This window comes from Curtobacterium herbarum (genome assembly GCF_016907335.1).
GTDB classification, from domain to species: Bacteria; Actinomycetota; Actinomycetes; order Actinomycetales; family Microbacteriaceae; genus Curtobacterium; species Curtobacterium herbarum.
This window is the reverse complement of record NZ_JAFBBT010000001.1, coordinates 2,300,066-2,318,195: the sequence shown is the minus strand read 5'-3', so window position 1 is coordinate 2,318,195 and position 18,130 is coordinate 2,300,066. Positions and strand designations below refer to the sequence as shown.

The window sequence follows — 18,130 nt, the reverse complement described above, 5'->3', positions numbered from 1 at the left end:
CATCTTGTTGATGCCGGCGACTTCGTCGGAGGTGAGGTTTCTCACTCCAGCCTTGTGTGCGACCGGGGGTGACGTGATCGAGTCCGAGTCCCTGGCCGAGTTCGTGGAGCCTGATGACCTTGATGTTCGCGGTCGTCTTCCCGAGGCGTCGCGACGAGGAAGAACCCCGAGACTGTGCGACAGCAGCCTCGGGGCTCTTCCGGTGTCAGTGGTGCGATCGCGCGCCCTGGTGCACACCGGCTCGTGTCTCGTTGTGCTGGCGGCGTTGGGCGAGGAGTCCGTCGATGGCGGCCACCACGGCGACGATGAGCAGCAGCCAGCCGATGAACGCTGGGTCCTGCACACCGATGAGGTACGTGACGCCGATGAGAGCAGTCACGACCGCGGCGACGTAGGCGCGGAGATGCCGCTCTTGGTGCCAGGGGCGGTGGGGCTTGTTCAGTGGTTCGCTGCGCATGTGTTGGTCCACTTCTTGCAGTTCTTCACGGAGCAGGAGGTGCAGACGATACTCGCGCAGAGGAATCCTGCGACCGGGCTGCGGTCGTGCGGTCGTGCGGTAGCGCATCGCGACCCTCGCCATGCCCGCCAGGACGGTTGCTGCGGCGAGTGCTCAGTAGGTGAACGGAGTCGCGGTTGGTTGACGTCGTGCCGCCACCTGGCCACCCGGCCGTCCGGCGACGAGCGCGGTCAGCGTCGCGCGAAGACGAAGTCCGGTTCCGGTTTGTCCGTAGTCCCCGAGTAGAAGCCGAGTGAGAAGGACTTCGCGGAGAAGCCGTCGAAGTCCCGGTATGCCACGCTGAAGAGTTGTCCGTCGCTGTCGAGCTCGAGCATTCCCTGCTCTTCGTCGAGCACAGACCACGTGCCGCTAGCTGAGATCGAGCTGGAACCCGGGTTCGACAGACATGCCTCGAGCTCGGGGCCACCAGATGACTTGTTGCACACGAGGACGGCGGGGAAGTTGCGCGCCTTGAACTTCCCGTTCTCGGACAGGACGAGAGCCGCGGTTGCGGCGCCGGATTTCTCGATCCACGTCCCGGGAAGTCGCTCCTCGAATGCCCGGTGGGTCGGGGTGCTCCCGAACGGTGCTCCACTGCAAGCGGTCAGGAGTACTGAGGTCAGTGCGATCGTCAGAACTGTCAAACCTTTCCTGCGGATCAGCACTGCACCGTCTCCTTCCGGACGAACTCTTCTGTGACGCGAGAAGTTGACCCGCTCTCGCCAGCAGCACGTCTGAGGCCATTGTGATCGAAACCCTTGAACCGCGGGGGAGGCCCGAGCGCGGTCCCGCATCGAGGCTGCGGGCATCGCTGTCCGCTGCGGCTTCGGAACGCAGCCGCTGACGGACGGGAGGCCCGGTGCCAGCTGGCACCGTCCCTCCAGGCCGGGCCGTCACCCCGCTGGCGCGGTGCGCCGGTACCGGAGACGGGTCGGGGTGAGTTGAACCAGCCGGGCGGTGATGAACGAGTGTCGTAACGTCACTGTCATGACTGATCTGCAAGCAGCCGCCAATGGTGATGTCGACCATCCTGCGATGCCGAAGACCGGCGAGGAGATCGCAGCAGACGCCGCGGCCTGTGTCGAGGCCGGGGCGACCCTCCTGCACCTGCACGCGTTCGACGAGCATGGTGAGGAGACTCTCGAAGCTGTGCCGGTGGGCCGGATGCTCACGGCGGTCCGCGCGGCGTGTCCGGGCGTCCCGATCAACGTGACGACCTTCGCTTCCATCGTTTCCGACCCCGTTCATCGTCTTCGCCTCGTCGACGGATGGACGGTGCTGCCAGATCTCATCGCTGCGAATCAGGGGGAGGAGGGCATCGACGACGTGAGCGCGCTCCTCTCAGCACGAGGCGTCGGGATCGAAGCGTGTGTCCTGAGCGTCGACGATGTCCGCACGTTCCTGCGCCGCGGGTCCTGGTCGCGCTTCGCCCGGCTGGTGGTCGAACCGCTGGAACCCGTCCCGGAAGACGCGGTGGCCCTCGCAGAAGAGATGGAATCCGAACTCCGACCGGCAGGAGTGCGCCTGCCCGAGCTGCATCACGGTGTCGGAGCAGCGTCCTGGACGATCATGCGACGTGCGGTCAGCAGCGGGCACAGCATCAGGACCGGGCTCGAGGACACCCTCGTGCTCGAGGATGGTTCACCGGCGGTGTCCAACGCGCAGCTCGTCGCCGCCGCGTCCGCGATCGTCCACGGATCGGAGCGGGAGCGGAGCGAACTGAGCCGGTGAGGTTCGAGAGTCTCTGGGGGGCTGACTTCGGCCATCGATCACGCTGAGCGGGCGGCTGTCCGCGGCCGCTGCCGCTGCCGCTCATAGAATCGCAGGATGCCCGATCCTCGTCGTCTCCCGCTGTGGGCGGGACGGACGGCCGCGCTGCTGGGGATCGTGCTCGTTGCCTTCTCGCTGCGTCAGGCAGTCGCCGCGGTGTCGCCGATCCTCGGCGACATCCGGACGGACATCCCGCTCTCCGACCTCGATGTCGGCTGGCTCGGGACCCTGCCGCCCCTCCTGTTCGCGGCCTCCGGGTTCATCGCGCCGCGGATCGCCCGAGGACTCGGTCTCGATCGCGGCATCGTCGTTGCATCGCTGCTCATGACCGCTGGTCACCTCCTTCGAGCGTTCGCTCCGGGGATCGCGGTCCTGATCATCGGCAGCATCATCGCGTTCGCCGGCACGGGGATCGGGAACGTACTCCTGCCGTCGATCGTCCGTCGGTACTTCCCGGACCGGGTTGCGCTGCTGACCGCGGTGTACGCCTGCGTCGTCGGCGTGAGCACGGCCGTGCCCGCTGCCCTCGCAGCGCCCCTGGCGGAGCAGGCCGGCTGGCGGTTCTCCCTCGGCATCTGGTCCCTGACCTCGGTCGGCGCGCTCGTCCCGTGGGTCGTCGTCATCGTGCGAGAACGACGCCAGCGGGCGGCGGACCCGGTCACCGTTGCCGTCGCGTCCCCATCGGTCGTCATCGGCTTGTGGCGGTCCCGCGTGGCCCTGTCGATCACCCTCGCGTTCTCGACCAGCACGATCTTGACCTACGCCAGCTTCGCGTGGCTGCCTGACATGCTCGGTGACCTCGCTGGCACGACGCCCACCGAGGGTGGGGTCCTGCTCGCTGTCACCGGCCTCGTCAGCGTGCCCGGCGCGCTCCTCGTCGCACGGTTCCGCAACGTCGGCTGGCTGATCGCGGTCGGCGTCGTCAGCTTCGTGCTCGGTTACCTCGGCCTGCTCGTCGTGCCCACACCGCTGACGCTGCTCTGGGTCCTGCTCGTCGGCCTGGGATCGATCCTCTTCCCGGTCTGCCTCGTCCTCATCAACGCCCGCACCGGCACCGCGGCCGGCACTGTCGCACTCAGTGGCTTCGCCCAGGGCATCGCGTACGCGCTCGGTGCCCTCGGTCCGCTGCTCGTCGGGCTCCTCCACGACGTCTCGGGTACGTGGACCCTGCCACTGCTGTTCCTGATCGCGATCGCCCTGCTCGCCGTCGTCCCGGCGATCACCCTCGCCCGGCCGGGGCTCGTGGAGGACGAGCTCGCCCGGTAGCGCACACCGCGCGCATCGTCCACGCGGAGGACGTCTCCGAAGGATGGAGTCGTGCTCCCTCGGCGGGTCAGACCGGGGCAGGCGCGGACGCCGGCTGGAGCGTGAATGCGCGCCGGCGCACGATGTACTCCTGCACGGCGATCATCACAGCGACGACGACGAGCACCTGGCCGAAGCCGGACGCGCTCTGGTAGCCGTGATAACCCGCGAAGACGGTGAGGCCCACCTTCGATGCGACCAATGCGATGAACAACCCGACAGTCACGACGGTGCCCTGGCTCATCCGATGCCCGTCCGCGTCGATCCAGACACGGGTGAGGTATCCACGCGCCAAGCCCACGATCAAGCTGAGCACGGCTCCGGACCCGAGGAGCAGCCACGCGGCGGCTCCGGTCGGCACTGCAAGACCGCCCGTCACGGCTCCGATGGCTGCGTAGACGATTGCGATCAGGAACACGCCCATTCCCCTCTTCACCTCGCTCCGCTGGGTCTGCTTGTAGACGGAGAAAGCCATGAGGGCGATGACGACGACGATCTCGACGATCTGTGTTCTTTCCATACTTCGATGTTTGTCTCTGGCTGCGCCTCGCTCCACCATCCCAGGGTGGTGCGGTGGGTGGTGAAACGGGTGGTGAGACGGGTGGAACCTGACGCAGGAGCTGTGCTGTCGGAGTGGTGACGCGGTCAGCTCGTGTGGGCGACCTTGTGCAGGACGTCGAGCGCGGCGTCGATGGCGGCTTCGAGCGGCCAGGATGCCTTCTCCGGCTGGCTCAAGATGAGCCCCCCTTGCAGGGCGGCGAGGATGGCGACGGCGATCCGTTGCGGGTCGGCAGCGGAGTCGACCTCGCCGGCGCTCTGCATCTTGGCGACCCCCGAGGCGAGCGACAGCCGCCAGTTCGTCATGCTGTCCGTGATGATCTGAGCCAGTTCGGGATCCGTCATGGCTGCCTGCGTCGCCATCGAACCGATCGGGCAGGCCCACCGGCCGAGACCGATGTAGTAGTCGACCAGGGCATCGCGCCAGGCGTGCCACGACTCCCAGCTCGAGAGGTCGTCGATGTGCGGCTTCTGCGCTGCGAGAAGTTCGCCACCCTCCCAGACGGCGACTTCACGGACGAGTTCAGCTTTGCCGCCGGGGAAGTAGTGGAAGAGCTGGCTCTTGCTCGTGAGCGTCGCCGCACGGACGGTGTCGAGAGTGGTGCCGCCGATGCCGGAAGCGAGGATCTGCCGACCGGTCGCCTCGATGATGCGCTGGCGAGTGGCTCGACCGCGTTCCGTCATGTTCGCCCCGTGCATGGGTTCAGCGTACCTCGCTGGACCAATGAGTCCAGTCCGTGGTAAGACTGGACCATGCAGTCCAATGAAGACGAACTCGTCTCTCTCCGATCCGATGACCGGCTCTCCGGTCAGACCGCCCTCGTCACCGGCTCGAGCAGCGGTATCGGGGAGGCGATCGCCCGGGTACTCGCCGCGTCCGGTGCCCACGTGATCGTCAACGGTCGCGATGCCGAGCGCACGCAGGCTGTCGTCGCGACGATCGAACGGGCGGGCGGCAAGGCCTCACCGCTCGTCGCTGATCTCGGGACATCGGCCTCCGACGTCCGCCGGTTCGCGGGAGAAGCCGCGGCCCTCGCCGGCGGCCAGATCGACATCCTGGTGAACAACGCCGGGATCTACCCGGCGACCGCGACCGCCGATCTCGCCGAGGACGACCTCGACGCGGTCCTCAGCATCAACATCCGCGCCCCGCACGTGCTCGTGGCGGCCCTCGCGCCGGCCATGGCGGAGCGCGGCCGCGGATCGATCGTCAACATCGGATCGTGGATGGCCCGCGTCGGCCTGCCCTTCGGCGCCATGTACACAGCGTCGAAGGCGGCGCTGGAGCAGATGACGCGCACCTGGGCCGCGGAGTACGGGCCGCGAGGGGTCCCCGTGAACACGGTGGCGCCCGGAGCCACGAGCACTCCCGGCAACGCTGAGAGTGAGGACGTCCTGGCGGCGATGACTGCCGTGACCGTCGCCGGCCGCCCGGTACGGCCCGTCGATGTCGCCTACGCCGTCCGGTTCGCTGTCTCGGACGAGGCCTCGTTCCTCCACGGCTCGACCATCGACGTCGACGGCGGAATCGCCAACACGCGGCTCGCCTGATGTCGGATCTGCGAGAACCGTTCGGTGCCGAGTCGACCGCCCTCGAGGTCGTCGACGGAATCGACCTCCGCAACAGCACAGCAGTCGTCACCGGTGCGGGATCGGGTATCGGTGTCGAAACGGCTCGGGCGCTGGCTGCTGCCGGCGCAGCAGTCACCCTCGCCGTCCGCGACGTCACGACGGGGAACCGTGTCGCGACGGACATCCGAGCGAGCACCGGGAACGAAGCTGTCCACGCGGTGTTCGTCGACCTGGCCGACGTCGGATCCATCCGGTCCTTCACCGACTCGTGGTCGGGGCCACTCCACCTGCTGGTGAACAACGCCGGTGTCATGGATCTCCCCGAGCAACGCACTCCGGATGGTTGGGAGATGCACTTCGCCGTCAACCACCTCGGCCACTTCGCGCTCGCGCAAGGGATGCACGCAGCGATGCGCTCGGCGGGCGGCGCGAGGATCGTGTCGCTGAGTTCCAGTGGGCACGCATCCTCGGGGATCGGCTTCGACGACCTGTTCTTCGACAGCGACCCCTACGACCCGGGGCTCGCCTACGGGCAGTCGAAGACGGCCAACGTGCTCTTCGCCCTGGAGGCGACCCGACGGTGGGAGGACGACGGGATCGCCGGATCCGCGGTCATGCCCGGCGGGATCTGGACCAACCTGCAACGCCACTGGGACCCAGCCGTGCTCGCCGACATGCAGCGGCGGTACCCCACCAAGACCGTCGAGCAAGGTGCGGCGACGAGCGTCTACGTCGCAACGCGGGCTGAGCTGGGGGTCGGGACTCCCGGTTACTACGAGGACTGCCACCCGGCGAAGGTCGTGGCGGCGATCCAGGGAGGAGTCCACGGGGTCCTCCCGCACGCGCTGGATCGGGCCGCGGCAGATCGGCTCTGGGAGGTGTCGGAACGGCTGCTGGCACGGTCACGGTAGCCGCAGAGTCATCGACCATCGTGACGGTTCTTGCTCGTTGTGCAGGAGGTGTCGTTGCAGGAAGTCGTCGGTCCGACGGGACCGGCTGTCGGAACGCGTCCGTCCTAGGGCCGACTCGAGCGGGACGCGGACCGGAAGGTGTGCAGCAGACACCATCCGGAGAGGAGCAGACCGGGGACCAGGCCACCGAACACCGACACGACGGTTGTCGGAGCGCCCCCGACAGCCGCACTGATCACGACCAGGCCCGACAGGACGAGGAGCGCCCCGAGGGCACTCAGTCGCGTCCACCACCGTCGCATCCAGGCGCGGCTCAGGAGGAAGAAGTGCAGCCCCACCACGATCTCGATCCAGCCTCGCGACGATGAGCGCGGCAGGCCGGCGAGTCCGATCACCACGAACCCTGCCACAGCCGCGACGGCCTCGAACGCGACCGCGCCCCAGTACCCACGACCGAGCAGATCGCCAGCCGGCGGCGTCGGGAACCGCCGCAGGCGGAGACCAGCGGCGACGAGCATCGCGATCGCCACGGCTCCGCAGGCGACGACCCAGCCGGGTTCCACCCCGTCACTGGCGAAGCCGATCCACGCCAGCCTGAAGATGCCCGGGATCAGGACTCCGAAGCTCATGGCCCGATCGTAGGGCGGCGACCGCGGACATCGGCGCAGCACCCCGATCCGTCACAGCGGCGCCATCGACCGTTCAGCAGAGCGGCGGTCCGTTCGGACTCCTTGCGCAGCGAGCAACACGCACCGTCCGGAGCGGACAGAACAGGCGGCGCGGCTCCGGACGCGTTCGGTGGGGCGTGCTCCGTGCCCGGCCTGACCTGCTGCTCCGCAGTCGGGTCGTTGCGCGCTGGGCCGGGTCCCGCCACTCTTGTCCCGGGCCGCCAGTCATCGGTGGCCCGCGAGGGGGAGCCATGTCCGTACCAGTCCACGAGCTGTTGCCGCGAGTCGCCGCGCTCAACGTCCCGGGAGCCCCGTACGTCTTCGAGATCGACGGCACGACGATCATCGGCCGTTGGGCCTTCGACAACCCGGCGCTCGCCGAGGTGCTCGGTGACGGTGGAGCGTCCGCGAACTTCCGGTACGTCGTCACACTCGACCCGTCGCGGGGGACGTTCCGCTGCTCGGAGCGCGACGCGGGGTACAACAACGGAGCGTTCCGTGCCTACCGCGGCTACAGCCGGAACTACAACGTGAACCTGCTGACCATCATCGTTGCGCTGGTCCGTCGGGCGGAACGGAAGCGTCGGACCGGCAGCGCGACGCCACCGCACCGGTTCCGGCAGGAGGAGCTCAAGTCCCCGCTCCGGTCCGTGCTCGAGGGGAGCGGCTGGCGGCGGCGTGGCCTGATCCGCTGACGCTCGGGCGACAGGAGGGGCGGAAACGGACGGCGACCGGATCAGGAGTGCTGAACCGTCGCCGGCCGTCCACGAGATCAGGGCCGGTAGTCGGCACGCCGCTTCGTCGGGGGCTGACCCGGCTGCTGGGGCGGCACTGCTCCACCGGATCCGACGGCGCCGAGCACCCCGCCGAGCGTCTGCAGCGTCACGATCACGATGCGTCCGATCACGCGCAGGACTCGCTGCATGGTCGACTCCCGTCCCCTTGCCCGATGTGTGGTGATCGTGAGCCTACCGATCGCCACGCGGCAGGAGATCGTCGGCTTCGACGTGTTCGACGAACCGTCGCCGCTCGGCAGTACGAAGCTGTACGGCATCGCCATCTCCCTCACCCCGAGGGAGGCCGGCCCGGCGACGGTGCACCTCTGGATGTCCGACGCGCAGCAGCACCAGGACGAGTACGCGATGCGCCGGACGATCGCGACGATCGAGAAGGCCCTCGGCCCGATCGCGACCACCTGAGGCCCCCGGGCCCGATCGCGCTCGCGCTCAGCCGAGCAGCCGCGACCGCGCGAACCGGTGGCCCGGATCGACCGCGTCGGCTACTGCCGCCGCCCGCTGCCGGACCTCCGGCGCGAGCGCGTCCGCCACGTGCGCGGCACCCTCCACCCACGACCCCGGTGTCGATCCGGCGTCCGCGCTCGCCCACACCGACTGGAGGCGCGCGAAGGCCCCGTCGATCCGCTCGCGGGATGCGCGGTCCAGGGACCCGACCGCGTGGTGGATGAAGTCCCCGGGCGGCGTGACGACGGCACCGTCCCGGCCGGAGGCCCGAGCGCCGGAGGTCGGCGCGCCGGCGAGGTGGCGCAACTCGACCAGGACCACGGCGGCGTCGGGGGCGAGCGCCTCGGCCAGCAGGCGTGCGGCGATCTCCGGTGTGGAGGCGTCGAGCCACCGTGCGTGTCCGATCGCCGGGGTGGCGACGGCGCGCATCGCGTCGAGCAGGGCACGGGCTCCGTCGCTGCCGTCGGGATCGGCGACCGCGAGGTGCACGGCCGGTCGGCCCCGGAGCTCCTCGGGGAACGTCGGCAGTGGCGGCAGGTGCAGCACGGACAGGCTCGACGACGCCGAGGTGCCGAGCGACGGCAGCGCCTGGGCCCATGCGGCGACGAGGCCGGGCAGCGGGTCGGCCGGCCAGAGCAGTGCTCCGGCGTGCAGGTCGGGCGCCGGTACGAGGTCGAACTCCAGCGTGTGGGCGATGCCGACACCGCCGGCTCCCCGGAAGGCCCAGATCGCCTCGCGGTCGACGGTCTCCGCCGCATCGTCGCGGGCCGTGCGCATGCGGCCGTCGCCGTCGACGTAGTGCACGGCGCGGAGGGACCCGCTCGCGAGCCCGTCCCGCCGGACGAGCCAGCCGACCCCGCCGCCGAACGTGTAGCCGGACACCGCGACGGAGGGGGAGGACCCGGCCAACCCGAGCAGTCCGTGGTGCTCGGCGGCAGTGTTCACCGCCGACCAGGTGGCGCCGGCGCCGACGACCGCGACCCGCGCCTCCCGATCGATCGACACCGCGTCGAGTCCGGAGGTGTCGAACACGACCGACCCGGCGTCCACGGTCGCTCCCGCACCGTGACCCGACGCCTGGGTCGTGATCACGAGCCGGCGGTCGGTCTCGCGTTCGAGGGCGGCGACCTCGGCGACGGCCGTGGGGAGGTCCTCCGGACGGGTGATGACCGCGACCCGCGCGGGGCGCTGCTCGACGGACGAGGTGTGCGGGCTGGTCGCCGCACGGTAGGCGGCGGTGTCCTCGGTGACGAGCATGTCGGTCTCCTGGCAGTGGTGACGGTGGAGCGAGCCTCGGTGGTGGGCAGGCCTCGGTGGGGGACAGGCCTCGTTGGGGGGCAGGCCTCGTTGGGGACAGGTCAGAGCAGGACGAGGGCGACGCCGAGCGCGAGCAACGCCAGACCCTGCAGTGCGGCACGGAGGACGATGACCCGGTCCCACCCGGCCTGCAGCACCCGAGCGTCCGCGGGCGTCTCGCCGCGGTCGGCAGCCGCGGTCAGCGTGCGGTTGATCGGCGCGCTGACCCGGACGTAGAGCACGAGCCAGACGACGAGCAGCACGAACGCGGCACCGGCGGCGCTCGCCGCGGCGGTGTGCCCGGTCACGGCGGCCAGTACGGCGGCCGCGAGCGACCCGACGAGCCCGAGCACCCCGGGGACGGGCATCCGCCGGCCCCCGTAGCGGTGGACGTTGCCCATCACCGCGGTGAGCGCGGTGTCGTCGACGCGGGCCAGGGCCGGGCGCTGCACGAGCGCGCAGAACGCATCCGTGCCCCAGACGAGTCCGACGCCGAGGACGGCGAGCAGTGCGGCGACCTGCGCGAGGACGATCACGACGGGGAGTCCGTGGTGCTGCCACCGAGCTGGGGGAGGACCCCGACCTGCTGGAACACCTCCATGAGGTTCAACTCATCCCAGTGTTCGGCGAAGCGCCCGTCCTCGACCCGCCAGATGTCGATGCTGCGCATCTCCACCGCGGCGCCCGTGGCGGGGATGCCCATGAGTTCGCCGGTGTGCGTGCCGCGGTAGACGAACCGGCCGACGACGCGGTCACCGGCGACGACGAGGTCCTCCATGGTGACGACGACGTCCGGGAGGCCCGTGAAGAACCCGGCCCAGAACGTCCGGTTGGCCGCTCGGCCGTCCGGCACGACGACGTTGTGGTTCGCGTAGTCCTCGGCGATGAACGCGTCGACGAGGTCCGCGTCGTGCGTGTTCAGCATCTCGAGGTACGTGTCGGCGAGTGCTCGTGGGCCCATCGGTCCTGCTCCTCCGTCGGCGTTAGCGACGCTAACTGCTAGCAACGCTAACCGTGGTACTGGCTCTCGTCAAGACTCTCGCTCCCGAAGCGAGCGGCGCTACCATCAGGCATGACCATCGAGGAACGGCGCGCTCGCGAGCGTGATGCCCGGCGCCGCCTGATCACGGCGACCGCCCGTGCCGTCGCCGAGCGAGAGGGATGGGACGCCGTCACGACCCGCAGGCTCTCCGCCGAGATCGAGTACAGCCAGCCGGTCATCTACAAGCACTTCGCCTCCCTCGACGAGATCGCCGACGCCGTCGCCGTGGACGGGTTCGCCGAACTCGCCGATGCGCTCCGGCAGGCCCGGACGGAGGCAGAGGTGGACGCGGAGCCGGGTGCCGTCGTCGCTGCAGTGGCACACCGGTACGCGGCCTTCGCCGAGGAGCAGCCGGCCGTGTACGACGCCATGTTCGGCCGGCCGTCGCGTCTGCGCTTCGGGCCGGGGTCGAGCCCGGCGCTGGCCTCCGCCTTCGCCGAGCTGCGGTCGGCGGTCGAGCCCCGGGTCGGCGATGCGGACGTCGAGCTCCTCACCGAGACCCTCTGGGCCGGGCTGCACGGGCTGGTCGTGCTCCAGCGGGGATCCCGGCTTCGGCCGGACCACCAGGAGGCCCGGATCACCCTGCTCGTGGACCGGATCCTGCCCGGCGCTCCCGACTGAGAGACCGCGCCGCGCAGTTCCGCGCCACACCGGACCGGACCGGACCGGTCCGGACCGCCCCGGACCCGGCCGCGATCCGGACCGCAGCCCGACCGGCTCGGCCGGGACGGGCCTCCCGGCTGACCGCAGTCGGCTGCGGCAGACCGCAGCCGACCGCCCGAGCATCCGCACTCACCCCGCCTCGGCGAGCACCGCCTCCGCCCGCTCCGCGCTGCCGGCGTCCATCCCGCGGTCGATGCGCCCTCGGGCGGCGAGCCAGATGACGACCCCGGCGACGAACACGAGCACCTCGGTGACGGTGAGCGCCCAGATGATCCCCGCGAGCCCGAACCACAGGTTCCCGAGCAGGACGATCGGGATGAACAGCACGCCCTGCGCCAGGGACATCGCGATCGCCGGGGTCGCGAGCCCCGCCGCCTGGAACAGCGACGTGAACAGCCCCGTGAACCCGTTCACCACGGTCGCGACGAGCTGCGCGACCAGGATCGTCAGGCCGATCGCCAGCACCGAGTGGTCCGAGGAGAAGACGGTGAACACCTGCTGGCGGAAGACGAACACCGTGCCGGAGAACAGCAGCACGATCGCCCCGACCGTCAGCGCCGATGCCCGCAGTGCCGAGCGGAGGCGCTCCCGGTCGCCCTTGCCGTACGCGTAGGCCAGCAGCGGCAGGACCCCGATCGTGACGCCCATCACCAGGAACTCCGGCACCTGGGCGATGCGGACCGCGACGCCCATCGCGGCCAGGGGGTCGTCTCCGTACTGGGCGGCCAGGTTGTTGAGCACCAGGGTCGTGACGATGAGGAACCCGGCCTGCAGCAGCTCGCTGACGCCGATGCCGAACACCGGCCCGAGGATCGAGCGGCGGAGCGTGAACCAGCGGAGCGACAGGCTGACGTTCTCGCTGTGCGTCCCGAGCCAGCGCACCCAGTAGACGATGCTGACGAGGTTCGCCAGCCCGACCGCGAGTGCTGCTCCGGCGACGCCCCAGTGCAGCACCAGGATGAACAGCACGTCGAACACCAGGTTGCCGACGGTCGACAGGAGCAGCCCGATCATCGCCTGGCGGGCGGCTCCCTCGGCGCGGACCATCTGCTCCAGGCAGAACGCCGCGGCCAGGATCGGGACGAAGACGAGCATCACGCTCACGTAGGCGCTGGTGGCGGGGACCGCGGCGGCGTCGGCCCCGAGCAGGCCGACGAGCGGCCCGAGGAGCAGCAGTCCGAGTGCACCGAGCACGATGCCCGTCACGACCGACCCCCAGACGGCGAAGGACGCGACGTGCTTGATCTCGCCGGCCTTCGCGGGGTCGTGCTCGGAGGCGCCGAGCAACCGCGACATGAGCGAGCTGCCGCCGACGCCGAACACGCCGCCGACTGCCATCACCAGCCCGAGCAGCGGCGTGCCGAAGGTGATCGCGGCCAGCAGCGACGTGTCGTGCTGCGCGCCGATGAAGCCCGCGTTGATGACGTTGTACAGGGCGCTGACGACCATCGCGGCGGCCATCGGCACGCACAGGTGCACGAGGGCACGGAGGATCGGGGCGGCGGAGAGGTACCAGCGGTTCGTCTCCGCTGCGGTGGTGGGTGTGGTGGTCGTGGTCGTCATGGTCGTTCCCTTCCGGGCAGGGCGGATCGCGCGCCGACGGGACGCCGGCACGGCATGGCGGACGGCGCGACGGCAGGGCCGTCACGGCATCACGGGGAGCGCGTCGGCGGTGCCGTCGCGTGGGCAGGCTGGCGCCCGGCAGGCTCGCGCCTGGCAGGCTCGCGCTTCCGGCGGTCGGCCGGGAGGCTCTGCTGCGGTTACCGGGTCGGTTCCGGCAGCTCGGCGGTCACCGTGAGCAGGAGGCCGCGGAGCGTGGCGCGCTCGTCCGGACCGAGCGGGGCGAGCAGGCGGTCGTCGAGGGCGAGCATCGCGTCCTCGAAGCCGGCGATCAGGTCGATGCCGGCGGGGGTGGCGTACACGAGCTTCGTCCGGGCGTTGCCGGCGTCCGCTCGTCGTTCGATGAGGCCCCGTTTCTCGAGCCCCTGCAGGAGGCTCGACACGCTGGCCGCACTGGTCCGGCTCACCTCGGCGATGTCGCGTTGGATGGCGCCGGGGTTCTGCTGCAGGTAGCCGAGGACGAAGCTCTGTTCGTGCGAGAGCTCGCGCTCCCGCACCCACTCCTCGGCGGCCTTGCGCTGCGCCCAGCCGATCCAGCGCATGAGCTGGAGGGGCGTGTCGAAGTGCGGTGCCTGCATGATGAGGACTCTAAGTGTTCGAGTTCTAACTGTCAACGACGAACCCGGACGGATGCTGCGATCGGGCCATGACGGCTGGCATGCTGGGCCTCGTGCACATCACCCTGGACTCTGCGACCGACGTCGTCACCGGCATCCGCTTCCCCGAGGGCAACCGCTGGCACGAGGGCCGGCTCTGGTACTCGGACATGCACACCGGTCAGGTGTTCTCGATCGACCCGGACGGCGGCACGGACGCCGTCCCGCGGCTCGAGGCCACGGTCCCCGGCCAGTCGTCCGGCTTCGGCTGGCTGCCCGACGGCCGTCTGATCGTCAGCTCGATGGAGTCGCGCACGGTCGTGGCCGTCGAGGCCGACGGCACGACGAGCGTGTTCGCGGACCTGTCCTCGGTCGAGTCGTCGCTCGTCAACGACCTGGTCGTGGACCCGGAGACCGGCCGGACCTACATCGGCGCGTTCGGCTACGACCTCTACGCCGGCGAGGAACTGCGCCCCGGTCCGCTCTACGTCATCGAGCAGGACGGCTCGTTCCGTCTGGCGGCCGAGGGGCTGGTCTTCCCGAACAGCGCCAACGTCCTGCCCGGTACCCGGACCCTGGTGGTCAGTGAGACCTGGGGCGGGAAGCTCACCGCGTACGACATCGAGCCCGACGGCTCCCTGACCGGGCGCCGCGAGTGGGCCGCGCTGCCCGAGGGTGTCACCCCGGACGGCAGCACGGTCGACGCCGAGGGTGCGATCTGGGTGTGCTCGGTGGACACGGGGGAGTTCCTCCGCGTCGTCGAGGGCGGCGAGGTCACGGACCGCATCGACGCTCCCGGCCGGTGTGCGATCGACTGCGCCCTGGGTGGCGAGGACGGCCGGACGCTGTACCTGGCGACGGCGGACAGCTACGACCCGGCGACGACCGCTCGGACGCATGCCGGGCGCATCAGCGCGGTGCGTGTTCCGGTGCCCGGGCACTAGTCAGGCTCGACCCCCGGCGTCCTCCGGCGTACGATGGGCCTGGTTAATCGTTTAAACAGCGGTCAGCCGTCCACCGGTCAACGATGCTCGGAAGGAACCACCACCATGCACACCAGGCCCATCTCCAGGAGGCGGCGCACGGTCGCCGCCGTCCTCGGGGCACTCGCGCTCATCACCGGGAGCCTCGTCTCCGCCACGGTCGGTGCCGGCAGCGCCGCCGCCGCCACCAACGGTCCGTGCGACACCTACTCCGGCGCAGGCACGTCGTGCGTCGCCGCCTACAGCTCGACGCGGGCGCTGTACGCGTCCTACAACGGCCCGCTCTACCAGGTGCAGCGCGCCTCCGACGGCGCCACCACGAACGTCGGCCTGCTCGCCGCCGGCGGGTACGCCAACGCCGCGACCCAGGACGCGTTCTGCTCGGGCACCTCCTGCACGATCCCGAAGATCTACGACCAGTCGCCGAACCACAACGACCTCACCGTCGCCGGCGCCGGGGACGCCGGCCCCGCCAACCACGCGGCCGACGCGGCAGCGCTGCCGATCACCGTCGCCGGGCACAAGGCCTACGGCGTCTTCATGCCGCAGCAGGTCGCCTACCGGATCTCGAGCACGATCGCGAAGGGCACCGCACGCGGAGCCAGCCCCGAGTCGATGTACGAGGTCGCGAGCGGCACGAACGTCAACCACGGCTGTTGCTCCGACTTCGGCAACGTCGAGACCCAGTCCAAGGACACCGGCAAGGGGCACATGGACGCCCTGAACCTGTCGATGCTCAACGGCAAGGGCAGCGCCGGCCGCGGCCCCTGGGTGCAGGCGGACCTGGAGAACGGCGTCTACGAGGGCGGGACCGCGATCAACACGGCGAACACGGGCAACAGCTCGAAGTTCGTCACCGCACTGCTGAAGAACGACGGCGTCGCGGCCTTCGCGCTGAAGGGCGGGAACGCGCAGTCCGGCACCCTGTCGAAGTGGTACGAGGGGGCGCTGCCCACCGACAGGGACAGCGACGGCCAGGGCTACACGCCGATGAAGCTCGAGGGCTCGATCGTCCTCGGCGCCGGCGGTGACAACTCGAACCGCGGCACGCAGTCCTTCTTCGAGGGCGTCATGACCGCGGGGTACTCGACCGACGCGGCCGACTCCGCCGTGCAGGCGAACATCGTGGCGCAGAACTACCAGGGTGTCTCCACCGGCGGGGGACCGGGCGCAGCGATCACCGCGCCCGGCGGCAAGTGCGTCGACGTCGCCGGGGACGACGTCGGCGGCAACGGGGCCGTCGTGCAGCTGTACGACTGCCAGGCGCTCGCCGCGGACCAGCACTGGCTGGGCAGCGTCTACGGCACGCACACGCTCAGCACGCTGGGGCGCTGCCTGGACGCGAACGGCAACGGCACCGCGAACGGGACCCACGTCGAGCTCTACGACTGCAACGGGGTCGGCGGTCAGCAGTGGATCGTGCAGCCGGACGGGTCGATCAAGAACCCGCAGTCCGGTCGCTGCCTGGACGTCCCGTCGGGCAACACCGCGAACGCCACGGCCCTGCAGCTCTTCGACTGCAACGGCAACGCGGCGCAGAAGTTCGTGGCGGCGGTGCCGATCGGCACCATCGGCGGCAAGTGCGTCGACGTCGCCGGCAACGACCTGCAGCAGAACGGCCAGCAGGTGCAGGTGTTCGACTGCCAGACCCTGCTGACCGACGAGCAGACCACCGACCAGCAGTGGGCGTACAACGCGGGTGACCACACCATCCGCACGCTCGGTCGGTGCCTGGACCTGGACGGCAACGCCACCGCGAACGGGACGCACCTGGAGCTGTACAGGTGCAACGGCGTGGGCGGGCAGCAGTGGGTCCCGCAGGCGAACGGTTCGGTGCTCAACCCGCAGTCGGGTCGGTGCCTCGACGTCCCGTCGGGCAACACCGCGAACGGCACCGCCCTGCAGCTCTACGACTGCAACGGCGCGGCTCCGCAGGTGTTCCGGCTGAACTGACCGGCACCGGTCGCGGGGAACCGCGGACGGGAGGCTCGGTGCCGGACCGGCACCGAGCCTCCCGTCCGTCTGCCCGCGCCCAGCCGAGCCTCGGCTGCGCGGACAACATGCGCGTCGCTCGGGCCGCATCGTGTCCGCCTAGCCGAGGCTCGGCCGCGACTCCTGGGCGGCCCACGCCGCGGATTGCGGAGCACGGCTTGCTTCATCGATTAAGCAGGTGCAGGATGACCGAAGAGTTAATCGATAAAGCGTCGGCTCCGGCCACGCCCACGACGAGGAGGCGACACCGTGCCGAAGTCCGTCACCCTGAAGGACGTCGCCGCGAAGGTCGGCGTCACCTCCGCCGCCGCGAGCATGGCGCTCTCCGGCCACGAGCGGATCAGCGAGAAGACCCGCGCCGCCGTCAAGCAGGCCGCCGAGGACCTGGGCTACGTCCCGAGCTCCGCCGGCCGAGCCCTCCGCAGCCAGCGTGCCGACGCCGTCGCCCTGGTCGTCCCGAACTCGTCGGCGCACGTCTTCGGCCACCTGTACTTCATGCACGTCCTGACCGGCATGTCCACGGCGGCGAACGCCCACGACGCCCAGGTCATCGTCTCGACCAACGCGGACACCTCGAACGGCGGCGTCGCCTACGAGCGGGTCATGCGCTCCCGGACCGCCGACGGCGCGATCGTCACCAGCGCCGCGATCGACGACCACCACGTCGAGGCACTCGTCGCGAGCGGCCTGCCGGTCGTCCTCATCGGGAACTACCCGCACCTCGCCGACGCGGTGAGCGTCGGGATCGACGACGTCTCGGCGACCGAGCAGCTCGTCGAGCACCTCGTGACCGAGCACGGCCGGCGCCGTCTGCTGCACGTGTCGGGGACGCTCGACCACCAGACCGGCATCGACCGGCGCGACGGCTTCCTCCGCGCCGCCGAGACGCACGGCCTGACCGACGTCGCCGTGATCGAGGGCGACCTGGCCGAACAGTCGGGAGCGGCCGCCGTCGAGCAGGTACTCCGGGAACGCACCGGCGACGAGCGGTTCCCGTTCGACGGCATCGTGTTCGCCAACGACGACATGGCCGTCGGCGGTCTCGCCGTGCTCCGACGGGCCGGCATCGACGTGCCGGGGGACGTCGCGGTCGTCGGGTTCGACGACTTCGGGTTCGCCCGCGTGACCACCCCGGGCATCACGACGATCCGGGTCCCCGCCGAGGAGATGGGGCGGATCGCGACCGAGCGGCTCTTCGACCTCGTCGACCGGCGCCCGGGCGGCCACGCGCACACCGAGCTCGACGTCGAGGTGGTCCTCCGCGGCTCGTGCGGCTGCGACCCCGACCACACCGACCCCCACTGACCAGAACGACACCGAACACCGAACACCTGCAGCACGACCCACCCGCAGCACGACCCTGCACCACCGCACGCGCACCACCCACAGCACCCGCAACGCAAAGGAGCGTTCCCCG

The 18,130-nt window shown here is 70.4% G+C and carries 21 protein-coding genes; 10 read left to right on the top strand and 11 right to left on the bottom strand.

Translation table 11 applies throughout. The annotated features are described in order from the left end of the window. Positions 1 to 205 precede the first annotated feature (205 nt). Positions 206 to 457: a hypothetical protein gene (locus tag JOD51_RS11040; RefSeq protein WP_204608349.1), complete on the bottom strand. Its 252-nt coding sequence runs from the start codon at positions 455 to 457 to the stop codon at positions 206 to 208. 230 nt (positions 458 to 687) lie between these two features. Further along, positions 688 to 1,161, bottom strand: coding sequence for a hypothetical protein (locus JOD51_RS11035; RefSeq protein WP_204608347.1), 474 nt, complete (start codon positions 1,159 to 1,161; stop codon positions 688 to 690). Positions 1,162 to 1,483: 322 nt separating this feature from the next. Between JOD51_RS11035 and JOD51_RS11030 the strand changes: the two genes are divergently transcribed. Both JOD51_RS11030 and JOD51_RS11025 read left to right on the top strand, forming a co-directional pair. Then, positions 1,484 to 2,227, top strand: a complete 744-nt coding sequence (locus JOD51_RS11030) for a 3-keto-5-aminohexanoate cleavage protein (RefSeq protein WP_204608345.1) — start codon at positions 1,484 to 1,486, stop codon at positions 2,225 to 2,227. 96 nt (positions 2,228 to 2,323) lie between these two features. Further along, the gene (locus JOD51_RS11025; protein ID WP_204608343.1) at positions 2,324 to 3,532 is read left to right on the top strand and encodes an MFS transporter; all 1,209 of its coding nucleotides are present in this window, start codon (positions 2,324 to 2,326) and stop codon (positions 3,530 to 3,532) included. Positions 3,533 to 3,599: 67 nt separating this feature from the next. On the opposite strand, the gene JOD51_RS11020 is transcribed toward JOD51_RS11025, so the two are convergent. Together JOD51_RS11020 and JOD51_RS11015 are read right to left on the bottom strand one after the other, a co-directional pair. Then, positions 3,600 to 4,091, bottom strand: a complete 492-nt coding sequence (locus JOD51_RS11020) for a hypothetical protein (protein ID WP_204608341.1) — start codon at positions 4,089 to 4,091, stop codon at positions 3,600 to 3,602. A gap of 125 nt (positions 4,092 to 4,216) precedes the next feature. Then, entirely contained in the window at positions 4,217 to 4,828 is a 612-nt protein-coding gene (locus tag JOD51_RS11015; protein ID WP_204608339.1) for a TetR/AcrR family transcriptional regulator, read from the bottom strand. Between the two features lie 54 nt (positions 4,829 to 4,882). Here JOD51_RS11015 and JOD51_RS11010 point away from each other — a divergent pair, with 54 nt between their 5' ends. Further along, a complete protein-coding gene (locus JOD51_RS11010; RefSeq protein WP_204608337.1) occupies positions 4,883 to 5,680 on the top strand; it encodes an SDR family NAD(P)-dependent oxidoreductase in 798 nt (265 codons plus the stop codon). Then, a complete protein-coding gene (locus JOD51_RS11005) occupies positions 5,680 to 6,612 on the top strand; it encodes an SDR family NAD(P)-dependent oxidoreductase (RefSeq protein ID WP_204608335.1) in 933 nt (310 codons plus the stop codon). Before JOD51_RS11010 ends, JOD51_RS11005 begins: the two co-directional genes overlap by 1 nt. 104 nt (positions 6,613 to 6,716) lie before the next feature. Here the strand turns inward: JOD51_RS11005 and JOD51_RS11000 are convergent, their stop codons facing one another. Continuing rightward, the gene (locus tag JOD51_RS11000; RefSeq protein WP_204608333.1) at positions 6,717 to 7,241 is read right to left on the bottom strand and encodes a hypothetical protein; all 525 of its coding nucleotides are present in this window, start codon (positions 7,239 to 7,241) and stop codon (positions 6,717 to 6,719) included. 290 nt (positions 7,242 to 7,531) lie between these two features. Between JOD51_RS11000 and JOD51_RS10995 the strand changes: the two genes are divergently transcribed. Then, a complete protein-coding gene (locus JOD51_RS10995) occupies positions 7,532 to 7,975 on the top strand; it encodes a hypothetical protein (RefSeq protein WP_204608332.1) in 444 nt (147 codons plus the stop codon). A 77-nt stretch (positions 7,976 to 8,052) separates the two neighbouring features. Here the strand turns inward: JOD51_RS10995 and JOD51_RS10990 are convergent, their stop codons facing one another. Continuing rightward, a complete protein-coding gene (locus JOD51_RS10990) occupies positions 8,053 to 8,205 on the bottom strand; it encodes a hypothetical protein (RefSeq protein WP_204608330.1) in 153 nt (50 codons plus the stop codon). A gap of 37 nt (positions 8,206 to 8,242) precedes the next feature. On the opposite strand from JOD51_RS10990, the gene JOD51_RS10985 reads away from it, so the two are divergent. Further along, entirely contained in the window at positions 8,243 to 8,479 is a 237-nt protein-coding gene (locus JOD51_RS10985; protein ID WP_204608328.1) for a hypothetical protein, read from the top strand. A gap of 27 nt (positions 8,480 to 8,506) precedes the next feature. Here JOD51_RS10985 and JOD51_RS10980 read toward each other — a convergent pair whose 3' ends face one another. From JOD51_RS10980 to JOD51_RS10970, 3 genes are all read right to left on the bottom strand, one after another. Continuing rightward, the gene (locus tag JOD51_RS10980; RefSeq protein WP_204608326.1) at positions 8,507 to 9,778 is read right to left on the bottom strand and encodes an FAD-binding oxidoreductase; all 1,272 of its coding nucleotides are present in this window, start codon (positions 9,776 to 9,778) and stop codon (positions 8,507 to 8,509) included. Between the two features lie 101 nt (positions 9,779 to 9,879). Continuing rightward, positions 9,880 to 10,353 carry a DUF1772 domain-containing protein gene (locus JOD51_RS10975; protein WP_204608324.1) on the bottom strand — a complete coding sequence of 158 codons (474 nt, stop codon included), beginning with the start codon at positions 10,351 to 10,353 and terminating at the stop codon, positions 9,880 to 9,882. After that, positions 10,350 to 10,778 (bottom strand): ester cyclase, encoded by a 429-nt coding sequence (locus tag JOD51_RS10970; protein WP_204608322.1) that lies wholly within the window; start codon positions 10,776 to 10,778, stop codon positions 10,350 to 10,352. Before JOD51_RS10970 ends, JOD51_RS10975 begins: the two co-directional genes overlap by 4 nt. A 111-nt stretch (positions 10,779 to 10,889) precedes the next feature. On the opposite strand from JOD51_RS10970, the gene JOD51_RS10965 reads away from it, so the two are divergent. After that, positions 10,890 to 11,480 (top strand): TetR/AcrR family transcriptional regulator, encoded by a 591-nt coding sequence (locus tag JOD51_RS10965; RefSeq protein WP_204608320.1) that lies wholly within the window; start codon positions 10,890 to 10,892, stop codon positions 11,478 to 11,480. A gap of 171 nt (positions 11,481 to 11,651) precedes the next feature. On the opposite strand, the gene JOD51_RS10960 is transcribed toward JOD51_RS10965, so the two are convergent. Both JOD51_RS10960 and JOD51_RS10955 read right to left on the bottom strand, forming a co-directional pair. Then, the gene (locus tag JOD51_RS10960) at positions 11,652 to 13,085 is read right to left on the bottom strand and encodes an MATE family efflux transporter (protein ID WP_204608318.1); all 1,434 of its coding nucleotides are present in this window, start codon (positions 13,083 to 13,085) and stop codon (positions 11,652 to 11,654) included. Positions 13,086 to 13,282: 197 nt separating this feature from the next. Continuing rightward, on the bottom strand, positions 13,283 to 13,720 hold the full coding sequence (locus tag JOD51_RS10955; protein WP_204608316.1) for a MarR family winged helix-turn-helix transcriptional regulator: 438 nt from the start codon (positions 13,718 to 13,720) through the stop codon (positions 13,283 to 13,285). A gap of 68 nt (positions 13,721 to 13,788) precedes the next feature. Here JOD51_RS10955 and JOD51_RS10950 point away from each other — a divergent pair, with 68 nt between their 5' ends. From JOD51_RS10950 to JOD51_RS10940, 3 genes are all read left to right on the top strand, one after another. Further along, positions 13,789 to 14,682, top strand: coding sequence for an SMP-30/gluconolactonase/LRE family protein (locus JOD51_RS10950; RefSeq protein ID WP_204608314.1), 894 nt, complete (start codon positions 13,789 to 13,791; stop codon positions 14,680 to 14,682). A 105-nt stretch (positions 14,683 to 14,787) separates the two neighbouring features. Next, the gene (locus tag JOD51_RS10945) at positions 14,788 to 16,674 is read left to right on the top strand and encodes an arabinofuranosidase catalytic domain-containing protein (RefSeq protein WP_204608312.1); all 1,887 of its coding nucleotides are present in this window, start codon (positions 14,788 to 14,790) and stop codon (positions 16,672 to 16,674) included. Between the two features lie 288 nt (positions 16,675 to 16,962). Continuing rightward, on the top strand, positions 16,963 to 18,018 hold the full coding sequence (locus tag JOD51_RS10940) for a LacI family DNA-binding transcriptional regulator (protein WP_204608310.1): 1,056 nt from the start codon (positions 16,963 to 16,965) through the stop codon (positions 18,016 to 18,018). The last annotated feature ends 112 nt before the right edge of the window (positions 18,019 to 18,130 follow it).

Bases quoted from the DNA above. Each gene is read 5' to 3' on its own strand.
- JOD51_RS11040 (WP_204608349.1), bottom strand. From the start codon at position 457: ATGCGCAGCGAACCACTGAACAAGCCCCACCGCCCCTGGCACCAAGAG.
- JOD51_RS11030 (WP_204608345.1), top strand. From the start codon at position 1,484: ATGACTGATCTGCAAGCAGCCGCCAATGGTGATGTCGACCATCCTGCG.
- JOD51_RS11025 (WP_204608343.1), top strand. From the start codon at position 2,324: ATGCCCGATCCTCGTCGTCTCCCGCTGTGGGCGGGACGGACGGCCGCG.
- JOD51_RS11020 (WP_204608341.1), bottom strand. From the start codon at position 4,091: ATGGAAAGAACACAGATCGTCGAGATCGTCGTCGTCATCGCCCTCATG.
- JOD51_RS11015 (WP_204608339.1), bottom strand. From the start codon at position 4,828: ATGCACGGGGCGAACATGACGGAACGCGGTCGAGCCACTCGCCAGCGC.
- JOD51_RS11010 (WP_204608337.1), top strand. From the start codon at position 4,883: ATGCAGTCCAATGAAGACGAACTCGTCTCTCTCCGATCCGATGACCGG.
- JOD51_RS11005 (WP_204608335.1), top strand. From the start codon at position 5,680: ATGTCGGATCTGCGAGAACCGTTCGGTGCCGAGTCGACCGCCCTCGAG.
- JOD51_RS11000 (WP_204608333.1), bottom strand. From the start codon at position 7,241: ATGAGCTTCGGAGTCCTGATCCCGGGCATCTTCAGGCTGGCGTGGATC.
- JOD51_RS10995 (WP_204608332.1), top strand. From the start codon at position 7,532: ATGTCCGTACCAGTCCACGAGCTGTTGCCGCGAGTCGCCGCGCTCAAC.
- JOD51_RS10990 (WP_204608330.1), bottom strand. From the start codon at position 8,205: ATGCAGCGAGTCCTGCGCGTGATCGGACGCATCGTGATCGTGACGCTG.
- JOD51_RS10980 (WP_204608326.1), bottom strand. From the start codon at position 9,778: ATGCTCGTCACCGAGGACACCGCCGCCTACCGTGCGGCGACCAGCCCG.
- JOD51_RS10970 (WP_204608322.1), bottom strand. From the start codon at position 10,778: ATGGGCCCACGAGCACTCGCCGACACGTACCTCGAGATGCTGAACACG.
- JOD51_RS10965 (WP_204608320.1), top strand. From the start codon at position 10,890: ATGACCATCGAGGAACGGCGCGCTCGCGAGCGTGATGCCCGGCGCCGC.
- JOD51_RS10960 (WP_204608318.1), bottom strand. From the start codon at position 13,085: ATGACGACCACGACCACCACACCCACCACCGCAGCGGAGACGAACCGC.
- JOD51_RS10955 (WP_204608316.1), bottom strand. From the start codon at position 13,720: ATGCAGGCACCGCACTTCGACACGCCCCTCCAGCTCATGCGCTGGATC.
- JOD51_RS10950 (WP_204608314.1), top strand. From the start codon at position 13,789: ATGACGGCTGGCATGCTGGGCCTCGTGCACATCACCCTGGACTCTGCG.
- JOD51_RS10945 (WP_204608312.1), top strand. From the start codon at position 14,788: ATGCACACCAGGCCCATCTCCAGGAGGCGGCGCACGGTCGCCGCCGTC.